The sequence below is a fragment of the Streptomyces sp. PKU-EA00015 genome (assembly GCF_013387495.1).
Lineage (GTDB): Bacteria > Actinomycetota > Actinomycetes > Streptomycetales > Streptomycetaceae > Streptomyces.
In genome coordinates, this window is sequence record NZ_JABZEE010000150.1 from 1 (window position 1) to 392 (window position 392).

The 392-nt window shown below is 69.1% G+C and carries 1 protein-coding gene; it reads left to right on the forward strand.

Going from position 1 to position 392, the window contains the following annotated elements; genetic code table 11:
• Positions 1-392 (forward strand): hypothetical protein (locus HW130_RS35300; protein WP_177153838.1); only part of this gene is annotated, 392 nt, incomplete at both ends.

Sequence of the window (392 nt, forward strand, 5' to 3'; positions counted from 1 at the left end):
TCTCATGGATCTGGCCACGATCGCGCTCACCAACGACCGGCGTAAGGATGCGGCGTGGGAACCGCGGTACACGGCCAAGGTCTACAACGCCTACAAGGCACAGTTCGCAGCGCAGTTGGCGCAGGACAGCCCGGTGCGGGGTCTGCTGCCGGCCGACAAGAGCTGGTACAACGTCACGGGCAACTTCCTGGGCCTGGGCAGCAGCGTCGCGTTCAACAACCAGGGCGACAGCATCCAGACCAGCACGCCGACGCCGAGCGGCAGCGACACAGGCGAGGCCCGCCCGCGGCTTCCGCAGGGCAGCACCGACACCGGGCTTCAGAGCGGGCCGTCCGACACATCGAGGCCGAGGGGGCCGCGTGACGGTCGGCCGCGGTTCGTGGTGCGTTCGG